Here is a 9,794-nt window from a genome sequence, read left to right as displayed (position 1 = left end):
CTGCCGAGTACGAAGCCGCCTACTACAGCCAACAGCAGCCAAACCTGCAGGTCACAGCAACAATCTAGAGTCTCTGCAGAACCCGCAGCGGTTCAAAGAGATCCCGCGCAACGTCGCCCGCAACGTCCGCACCGGCACACCCCGCCCCCGCCGCTTCGAACCCCTCACCGCCGACGAGGCCCGCACCCTCCTCACCGCCGCCCAGGGCCACCGCCTCCACGCACTGTTCGAACTCGCCCTCCGCACCGGACTCCGCAAGGGCGAACTCCTCGGCCTGCGCTGGGAAGACCTCGACCACAGCAGTGGCACGGCCAGCATCCGCCGCACCCTCCAGCGCACACGCACCGGCGGCCTGACCACCCTCCCCACCAAGACAGTCAGCTCCGAACGCCGCATCGCCCTCCCAGCCCCCTGCCTGCTCTCACTCCGCACCCACCGCAAGCAGCAGGCCCAGGCGAAGGAGAAGGCCGGCGCGGGCTGGATGGACAGCGGCCACGTCTTCACCCGCCCCGACGGCCACCCCATCGAACCCACCACCCTCACCCGCCACTTCAACGCACTCCTCCGCCGCGCCCACCTCCGCCAGATCCGCTTCCACGACCTGAGGCACTCGACCGCGACCCTCCTCCTGGAACAGGGCGTCGAACTCGTCGTCATCAAGGAACTCCTCGGCCACGCCCACATCGGCGTCACCGCCACCGTCTACGCACACGTCCGCCTCCGTCTCCAGCGCGACGCGGTAGATCTCCTCGGCCGTACCCTCGGCAAGCCCTCCAAGGCCGCCACCGCCCCCGACGACGGCGACGATCCGCCGCTTTGTGCAGCACCCGTCCGCTGACGTTGCCGTCAACTACTGCCGTCAAAACCCAAAGAGGTCCCGCCGAAACCCGTCGGCGGGACCTCTTCCTTTGTCGACCAGCCCGCTACTCGTACGCATTACGAGGCATTTAGAGCGAGCTGCGATCGACTACAAGGTGACAGCAACCAATCTACTAGCGTGCGGCATCATCAAATCCGTCACCACATTCGTGATAGATATACTGGTCGATGTCGAGCGATGCCCCGGCAGCACCAAGCCAGGCGATTAGATCGGCCCCGAGAAATATCCCCTTCTCTCTTCCGCTTTCGATGTCTCTGATCTGCTGAACGATTTCCAGCGAAACGACAGCATCAGTGGATGTCACCAGTCGCCCAAGAGCACTGGAAAAATCCTTTCCCCAGCCCAGGATTACTGGTTCCAGATCCTCGGGTCGCGCATCGACGCCTGACACCTCCGCCCGCCGAACCCATGTCGTATGAGACCTCGGGGGCGACTCGGGGCGCCTACGGCTGCCGATCGACGTCGACTCGTCAGGCGTCGTTCCGAGCCTGCTAGAAATTTCTTCCAGCTGCAGAGATGAACTGACGACTCTGAGGTAGATGCGAAATGCACTCACGGGACGTACCTATAATTCGTCGGAACCAAGACTTTGCCATCCTTGCTCACGAGAATGATCCGGTTATCACCGTCTCGCATTGCGTCAAACCTCGAAACGTTGTTCTTCCCAACCCAATCAGCCTTGAAGCCGTGCGGATCCTCTCCAATGTCTCCCAGCGCCTTCTCAAGCTGCTTTTCTTTGAGCTTAGTCAGCGAGCCCCGGTCGATTGCGCCCGCCTCCGGTATTTCTCCCGGGATAAAGTCGCAGGTCGAGTTATGCACAAGCACTGGCGTGGCACCAGCGAGTACATAGTACGTGTGGAGGTCGTCGACGGTGAGGTTTCGGACTTCCTGCTGCTGGGTCCACCGATCGACCGCGAGAACCCGGGCGGTGGATCCGTCGGAGGCCTTGAGGGTGTCGCCCGGTTTGAGGTCGGTTGCCTTGACCCATTCGCCGCGGGAGTTCACCCAGAAGGGGTGTCCGTCGGTCGCGGTGAGCTGCACGGGGCGCTGGTACGACCCCTCCTTGGAGATGGTGATCGTGACCAGGTTCTTGAGGCCTTCGCCGATAATGAGCGCAGTCACCGGCTTGGCCGTCGTGAGACCGGTCTCGGGGTCGGTGGCCAGGACCTCGTCACCGATCTCGATGTCGGCGATCTGCTTGGTGCTGCCGTCGGCCAAGAGGACCAGGACGTCGTCTGGGAACGAGTTGTCCTCGCACTTGGCCCGCCGCTTTGCGGCGACGGACTTCTCGGACTGGGGCGTGCTCGGGTTGGTCGACCTGCCCTGGCCTGTCTTCGCGCCGTTGTCCGAGCGGCCGGTGTTGGCCTTCGGGCCTGGCTTGGCTCCCTTCGGCCCCCTACCACCGCCCATGCCGCCGCGGTCGGATCCGGTGATCTCGCCGAGCGCGACCAGCTGTGCCGTGCTGCTGGTCAGCAGCTCCGCTTCGTTGCAGGACTTGACGCGGTCGCAGGCGCGCGACATCGCTCCGCGGTAGTTCGACGCGGTCAGGTCCATGCCGTAGGTGGACCGTTGCTCTTTGGCGAGCTCGTCGCGGTACACGCTGAGTGTCTCGCCGATGCCCTTGGTGTTGGGGATGTAGAGGTCCGCGCCCAGGTGGATCCAGGGGTCGTGAGCCTGCTCGACGTCGTAATTGCGGTTGACGACCTTGAGGGTGCCGTCGAAGTTGACGTCCGCGGCCCCCCGGCCGCTGTAGTGGCCGTGGCAGCGTCCTTCCCAGCAGTCGCCGTCGATGAGGCCGCTCGGGTCCGAGCGGTTCACGGGGTCGTTGCTGCTGTAGGAGTAGCCGCCCATCTGGTCGGGGTTGCCGGCCTCGAGGAGCGGGTCGACGGTCAGGAAGCGGCCGAGCACCGGGTCGTAGTTGCGGGCGCCCAGCAGGTTGAGGCCGCTGGCGGCGTCCACCGGCTTGCCGAGGTAGCCGCGGTTGCCGACCCACCCGGATGGCTGGAGGCCGCTGCGGACGTTCCCGTAGGGGTCGAACGGGCGCCGGGTGATGGACCGGGTGGCGGCGCCGACCTGGAGGGTGGAGGTGTTCTGAGGGTTGGTGAACTGGTAGGTGAGCGCTCCGTTGCTGGAGCGGACGACGGTGGTGCCGTCGGGCTGGGGGTAGTGGCGGTCACCGGTGACGGTGGTGCCGTCGGGGGAAAGGGTGAGCTGTTCGGCGTCGTCGAACAGGTAGAGGATCGTGCCGTCGGGACCGCGCTGGACGAGCAGTTCGCCGTCGGCGTCGTACAGGTACCTGGAGGTGCTGGTGCCCACCCCGTTGGGGCTGGTGACGGTCTCGGTGCGGCCTTCGACGTTGTAGGTGAGGGTCTGGGCGGCTCCGGCGAGCGGCTGGGTGCCGGTGCCGGTGGCCCACTTCTGGTTGGGGCCCTGGTTGCAGGTCCACAGCGTGACGCGGGTGCCGGGGGTCGTGCTGGCGTAGGGGATGTCGAGGCAGAGGCCGGAGTCGTGGACGAGGCCGCCGTTGGCGGCGGTGCGCCAGCGCTGGTTGGCGCTGCCGTCACAGGTCCACAACTCGATCTGCGCGTTCGAGCCGGCCTGGCCCCCGACCGGGCGGGCGCAGGCGCCGAGGACGCGCAGGGTGCCGTCCGTCCCGATATCCCACCGCTGGGCGCCGGTGTTGTTGCAGGTCCAGGTCTGTACCGGGGTGCCGTTGGCGCTGGTGCCACCGGCCGCGTCCAGGCAGATCGGGGTGCTGGTGGTGGGGACGGCCGAAAGCAGGGTTCCCGAGGTGCTGAGGGAACGGTTGGTGGTGTTGCCCTCGGCGTCGTACTGCGGCGTCAGCGTCGCGGTGTAGCCGGGGCCGCTCGGCGGGTTGACGGTGGCGGGCCACTTCTGGTTGGGGTTGCCGTTGCAGTACCAGAGGCCGAGCTGGGTGCCCGGTGCCTGGTTCCAGCCGGGGATCTCGAGGCAGAGGGTGGAGGCGGTGTGGACGATGGCGCCGTTGGCGCCGTCCTGCCACTTCTGGCCCTCGCCGCCGTTGCAGGTGGTCAGTTCGATCTTGGTGCCTGCTCCGGCGGTCCCGCCGACCGGGCTGGCGCACTTGCCGAAGGCACGCAGGGTGCCGTCGCCGGGGCGGGTCCACTTCTGGGCGCTGGAGGTGCTGCAGGTCCAGGTCTCGACGGGCGTGCCGTCCGCGGTCCTGGCTCCCCACACGTCCAGGCAGAGCGCGGACCCGTCGGCGGCAGGCAGGGCCGAGGTGAGTCGGCTGGTGGCCTGGCCGGTACGGGTGGTGACGCTGGTAAGGGTGTTGGGCTTGACGGCCGGGGTGCGGCCGTCGCCGGGGTAGGTGCTGGTCTGCGTGACGTCACGGGAGGTGTCGCCCGTGACATCGTGGCGGACCTGCTGGGTACGGCCGCCGAGCTGGTTGTACTGGAAGGTCTGCCAGTACGGGGCCGGGCCACCGATGTTGGCCGGGCCGGGGTCGGTGTTGTTGCAGTGCGAGACCTGGCCCGGGCCCGGGGTGCTGACGCCCCAGGTGTCGGTCCAGGCTTCGACGAGGCGGTTGAGGCCGTCGTAGCGAAAGCACTGGGTGTCGAACGCCCGGTCCACACTGCCCGAGGACTGCAGTTCCGAGACGCTGGTCAGCTTCCCGGACTGGTCGTACCCGTAGGTGGTGTGCGAGATGGGATTGGCTTCCGCCTCCTGGAACTTGACGCTGCTTGTCGTCGGCCGGCCGGTGATGTCGTCGTACGTACGGGCGGTCCGCAGCAGTTGGTCGCGCTCGCCGTACTGGGAGCGCAGCAGTTGGCCGAGCGGGTTGTAGTTGGCGAGGTCGAGCAGCTTGCTGAGGTCCGTACCGGTGGCGATGACCTGGCCCAGTTCGGACCGGGCGAAGCCGTACTTCTCGGTGGGCAGGCCGCCGTCGGCGCCGTAGGAGAGGCCGGCCGGAAGGCCGAGATTGTCCGTGTAGTAGAGAGTCTGGGTGTAGTCGCCCGCGAGCCTGCCCTCGGCGGCGGGGACGGTGGTCGTGGTACTGGTGGGCTGGTAGCGGGTGGTGTAGCCGTTGACCTTCTTCACGTAGGCGCTGCCGGCCGCGCCGCCGACGTAGCGGGTGCTCGATGTCGGGTAGCCCTTGGCGAGCGTGTCGTAGGTGTAGGAGGCGAGCAGCTTGGACTGGTCGCCGGTGTTGGTGCCCTCGTAGCGGCCGGTGGTGCGGCCGAGGAGGTCGTAGGTGTAGGACAGCTGCCGGCCGAGCCCGTCGGTCGTGTTCGCCACCCGGCCCAGCTCGTCGTAGGCGGTGGCGGAGGAGCCGGCGTCGGGGTCGTTCTGCGAGACGCGCCGGCCCTGGAGGTCGTACGAGTAGGACCAGGTGTTGCCGGCGTTGTCCTTGATCGTGGCGAGGTTGCCGCGCTCGTCGAACGCGTAGCGGGTGGTGACGTCGCCCGTGCCCGCTCCGCCGTGGAGCACGGAGGAGGTGGTGCGGCCGAGCGCGTCGGTGTACACCGTGCTCGGCGTGCCGCCGCTGGGCGGGGTGGTGTCGGTCCGGTCGGCGCCCGGGTAGGCCGTGACGGTCTGCCACAGCTCCGTGCCCTTGGCGTAGAGCTTGGCGGCGGTCTGCCGGCCGGCACCGTCGTACAGGTACCGGGTCTGCGAGGGGGCCTCGGTGTCCTTCTCTTCGAACAGGGTGCTACCGGGTCCGCCGTTCGTCCCGTCGTACCACGCCGTGGTGGACTTCGTGACCTGGCCGCGGCTGTCGTAGCGGGTGTGGCCGAGGATCCGGCCGGGGTCGCCGTTGGTCGGGGTGGCCTGGGTCTGACGGGGCTTCAGGAAGCCGTCGTAGATGGTGACGGAGGCTGCCCAGGTCCCTCTGTCCGTTTGTGTCTTGGTGGTGACGCTCGGCGGGTTGGCACGGCTGGTCGGGGTGGGGTCCACCCCGTGCATCTCGTAGGCGAACGTGCTGTCGGCGGGCCGGCCGGCGTCCTTGGAGTTGCCGGGCAGCCAGACGGCGGTGCGGCGGCCGAGTGCGTCGTAGGTCGAGTCCGTGACCCGCCCGTTCGAGTCCACCACCCGGGTCATCAGGCCGCGGACCGGAGCGACGGTGCTCCTGCTCGTCCAGCCCAGCGGGTTGGTGGTGGCGACCTCGGACGGCAGCACACCGGTCGCCGGGGTGTACGCGGTCAGTTCGACGGCGCCCGTCTCGTCGACGCTGCGGACGACGCGCCCGTAGCCGTCGAAGCCCTGGGCCTCGACGGTCCGGTAGGCGGCGTGGCCCTGCGCGTCGTAGGACTTGGCGTCCTGGACGGCGGTGACGTACCCGAGCGTGGTGCCGTTCTGGCCGAGGACGTCGACGGCGCCGGGGTTGGCCAGGTCGGCGTTCCCGTCGTAGATCAGCCGGCGGTCGCTGATCGTCTTCGTGGCGGATCCGACGGATCCGGTGGAGACGCACGACCCGGCCACGGTCAGTGTGCCGCTGGGGTAGGTGAGCATCATCGGATTGCTCGCCGGCGGCGCCGCGTACGTGGTCGTGCTGCAGGTGCGGTCGGCCTGGGTGCCCAGGTCCGGCTGGACGTCGACCTTCACCGGGCGTGCCCAGGTGTCGAGGTCCGTAGTGGTGCGCCCGATCCGCCAGGTCGTGCCGTCGGACAGGAGAGCGCCGGAACGGGTGCTCGTTCTCTCGGTACGGCGGGCCTCCAGCGGTGGGAGGACCGAGAGCGAGGAGGGATCGGGCGGGGGGGTCTTGGAGGTCCAGGCCGTACGCGCCCTGGTGGCGGTGGCGGTCTGGGCGACGGAGATGTCGGTGAACTGCTTGGCGACGGGGGTGCCGCCGGCCTGGGTGTAGGTGATGGACTCCTGCGCGGTGCCGACGAGCCAGGGGCTGTCGACGGTCTCCTCACCGAGGGAGTTCTTCGGCCTGCTGACCCGGAGCGTACGGTCGGCCTTGTAGTCGCCGTCCATGCCCTGGAAGTAGGAGACGGTGCTCTGGCTGACCGGGCCGGAGCCGGCGGTGGTGGTGACGGTGCGGTAGCCGCGGAAGTCGTTCCAGGTGCGGTACTGGTCGTCCGTCAGGTCGGAGTCGTCGCGGTGCCAGGCCGCGCCGCCGCTGTAGGTGTAGGCGGTCTCACGGGCCGGCGAGTTGGCCTTGGTGGTGTCCGTGGCGGTGACCTTGGCGACCAGGGTCTTCTGGAACCAGTCGGCGATCGGGGAGCCCGCGTTCGTCGGAGTCCAGTACACCGGGTAGCAGGCCATGGTGTTGCTGTCCGCCGAGGCCGGCATGGTGCCCTTGGTCCGCGAGCACTCGGGATCCCGGTAGGTGACGGCGATCGAGGTGCCGGACTCGGTGTTGATCCCGATGACGCGCGGCCGGTACAGCGGTGGCGCCGCCGGGGTGGAGCCGTCGACGCGGTTGTCGATCTCGGTTCCGGCGAAGGTGACCGGGTCGAGGGCGATCGGACCGGTGCCGCCGGCGGAGGTGTCGAGGGCGGTGTGCCGGATCTCGGACAGCCACATCACCGACTGCAAGGAGGCGATCTGCTTGTCAGGCTTCTTGCCGGTGATCGGATCGATGATGCCGCCGGCATCCGAGAACAGGTGCTTGAGGTCGTAGTGGTCCACGCCCTTCCAGCCGCCCTGCGTACGCAGCTCGGTGCCGATGGCGCGCAGGCGCTTGGTGGACCAGAAGGTGGGCGAGCCGATCCGGCAGACGTTGCTGCCGGTGCCGCTGGTCGTCCAGCCGTCCTGGCAGGCGAGGTCGTAGGGGACGTCCGGCCAGTCCTTGGCCGTGGCGCCCGACAGGTTCTCGGGCCGGCAGACGGTGTCCGAGACCACACACCGCTCGGCGATGTCGAAGGTCACCCGGGCGGACGGCTCGCGTCCGGCGAGGGCGTCGGCGAGCTGGTAGCCGTAGGAGACGCGGGTGAGGTGGCCGCCGCGCGTGTAAGGCGTGAGGGTGCCGCTGCCGCCGGTGGCGGCGGCCTGGCCGGCGCCCATGGCGTAGCGGTTGGTCTCGGTGGCCCAGTCGTAGCGCTGGAGGCTGCCGTGCGGGTCGACGGCGAAGTCGAGGTTGAAGCGCCAGCCGGGCTGCTGGTCGCACTGGGAGTTCTTGCCCTTGGCGGCGGTGTAGCAGGGGTCGCCGCTGTTGGGGTGGTAGACGGGGGCGCCCCAGGCGCTGTTGGTGGCGTCGTCGGAGGTGGTGCCGGGCGCGTGGTTGAGGCCGAGGTAGTAGGTCGTGCCGTCGGTGACGGTGACCTTGAAGTACTCGCCCTGCCAGAGGCCGTTGGCTGCGCCGGTCAGCCGTTCGATCTTCGTGCCGTCGTCGTTCTGGAGGTGGTAGACGCCGTTCGAGTCCTGGATCAGCTCACCGGAGTGGGAGCCGAGGGACAGGGTGGCACGCCACCCCGCCCAGCACTGGTCGGCGGAACCGTTGATGCCGGAGGTCTGGCACGACTTGTAGGACCGCTCGATGAAGCCGGGGCTGTACGACCAGCCGTCACCGATCGAGCCGGCCTGCGAGTTGCGGGCGGAGGTCTGTCCGTCGACCGACTGGGAGTTGTAGGACAGCGCCACGCCCGGCGCGGTACCGATCAGGGACGGAGGCATGGTGATCGGGTAGGAGTACGTGAACGCGCCGGACGCGCTCTGCGACCAGGTGCCGGAGGCCGACAGGTCGGTCGCCGTGTAGGAACCCTGCGAGCCGCTCGCCTCGGCGACCGCTCCCAGGGCGATGCCGCCGCCCGAGGTCAGCGAACGTGCCGAGTCGAGCGGGGTGGTGGCCGGTGCCTCGCCGGGGGCGGGCTTGGCGGGGGCGGCGGGGGTGGCGGCGTCTCCCGGGAGGACGACGGTGCCGGTGATCTTCTTGGTGGCGGGGTCGATCGTGGAGTCGAGTGGCTGCCGGGTGCGGCATTCGGCGCGCTCGGGCGTGGTCAGCGCGCACGCGGGCATCGCGACCAGGCGCAGGCGGGAGGCCCAGCCGCCGCCATAGGCGTCGGCGATCGAGCTGTAGTCGAGCGAGACGTCGAGGCTCGCGGCGTCGGTGCCGCCGTCGGCGCGTTTGAGGCCGACCAGCAGGCCGTTGACGTTGGCCTGCTCGGCCTGGGCGCGGTCGGCGACCTTCACCTCGACGGTGCCGGGCGCGGCGGCGGGTGTGTCACCGCCGGCGGCGCTCGTCCTGCCGGCGCTCCGGCCGGGGGTGGCCGCGCCGAGCAGGACCGGGGTGTCACCGGCCCGGACCGTCGAACCGTCCCCGCCCTTGGCCGCGACGAGGTCGGGCCGGTTCTTCAGGTCGACGGTGACCGCGGCCTGCTTCGGCCACTGCGCCGCGTCCGATTTGTGGGCCCGGAGTTCGCGCGAACCCTCCGGGTACGGCAGTGCCGTCGGCTCCCGCTTGGTGTCGGCGTTGTGTCCGCCGACGACCGGGAGCTTCGGGAGGGGTGCTTCTTCCTTACTGGCGGCCTGTGCGGTGAAGGCGACTCCTTCGCCGACCAGGGGGACCACGAGTGAGAGAGCGGCGATGAGAGCGGGAACAGTCAACGCATTTCGCCATCGACCACCCCCTCTCGGTGAAAAGTGAGCGAACCAACCCCGACCGGGTTGCATCAGCGTCCCTCCGTGTTCCGGAATTGACATGGGTCTGCGACCTGCGTCGTTGCGGGGGAAAAAGGTGTCCCAGCGTGACGGCCGGAACCGTATTGCCAGCCCGTCCGCGGGCGCAATAGCGTTCGGCTACGACCGGACAGCCGAAATGACGTCACGTCAGCTGATGGCCAATCGGAAACGCGCCAAAATTGGACAAAGGCCACCCCGCGTATCGGTCAATGTGATGCATGGCACATAGAGGTCGCGTATACGGGTCGGGCCGCGTTGTGAAGGTGAACTGACACACCATGGGAGAAATCCGTCCATCCGCGCCGCGGAT

At 68.8% G+C, this 9,794-nt stretch carries 3 protein-coding genes; 1 reads left to right on the top strand and 2 read right to left on the bottom strand.

What is annotated here, in order from left to right; genetic code table 11:
• The coding region (locus tag ACIP82_RS11480; protein WP_400653036.1) for a tyrosine-type recombinase/integrase at positions 1-838 on the top strand (838 nt) is incomplete at its 5' end.
• 154 nt (positions 839-992) lie between these two features.
• On the opposite strand, the gene ACIP82_RS11475 is transcribed toward ACIP82_RS11480, so the two are convergent.
• Together ACIP82_RS11475 and ACIP82_RS11470 are read right to left on the bottom strand one after the other, a co-directional pair.
• Positions 993-1,436 (bottom strand): DUF4279 domain-containing protein, encoded by a 444-nt coding sequence (locus tag ACIP82_RS11475; RefSeq protein WP_400653035.1) that lies wholly within the window; start codon positions 1,434-1,436, stop codon positions 993-995.
• Positions 1,433-9,409 carry a ricin-type beta-trefoil lectin domain protein gene (locus ACIP82_RS11470; RefSeq protein WP_400653034.1) on the bottom strand — a complete coding sequence of 2,659 codons (7,977 nt, stop codon included), beginning with the start codon at positions 9,407-9,409 and terminating at the stop codon, positions 1,433-1,435. The genes ACIP82_RS11475 and ACIP82_RS11470 overlap by 4 nt, the downstream gene beginning before the upstream one ends.
• Between the last annotated feature and the right edge of the window lie 385 nt (positions 9,410-9,794).

The organism is Kitasatospora sp. NPDC088548, from assembly GCF_044753005.1.
Lineage (GTDB): Bacteria > Actinomycetota > Actinomycetes > Streptomycetales > Streptomycetaceae > Kitasatospora.
This window is presented reverse-complemented; position numbering and strand designations above follow the sequence as displayed.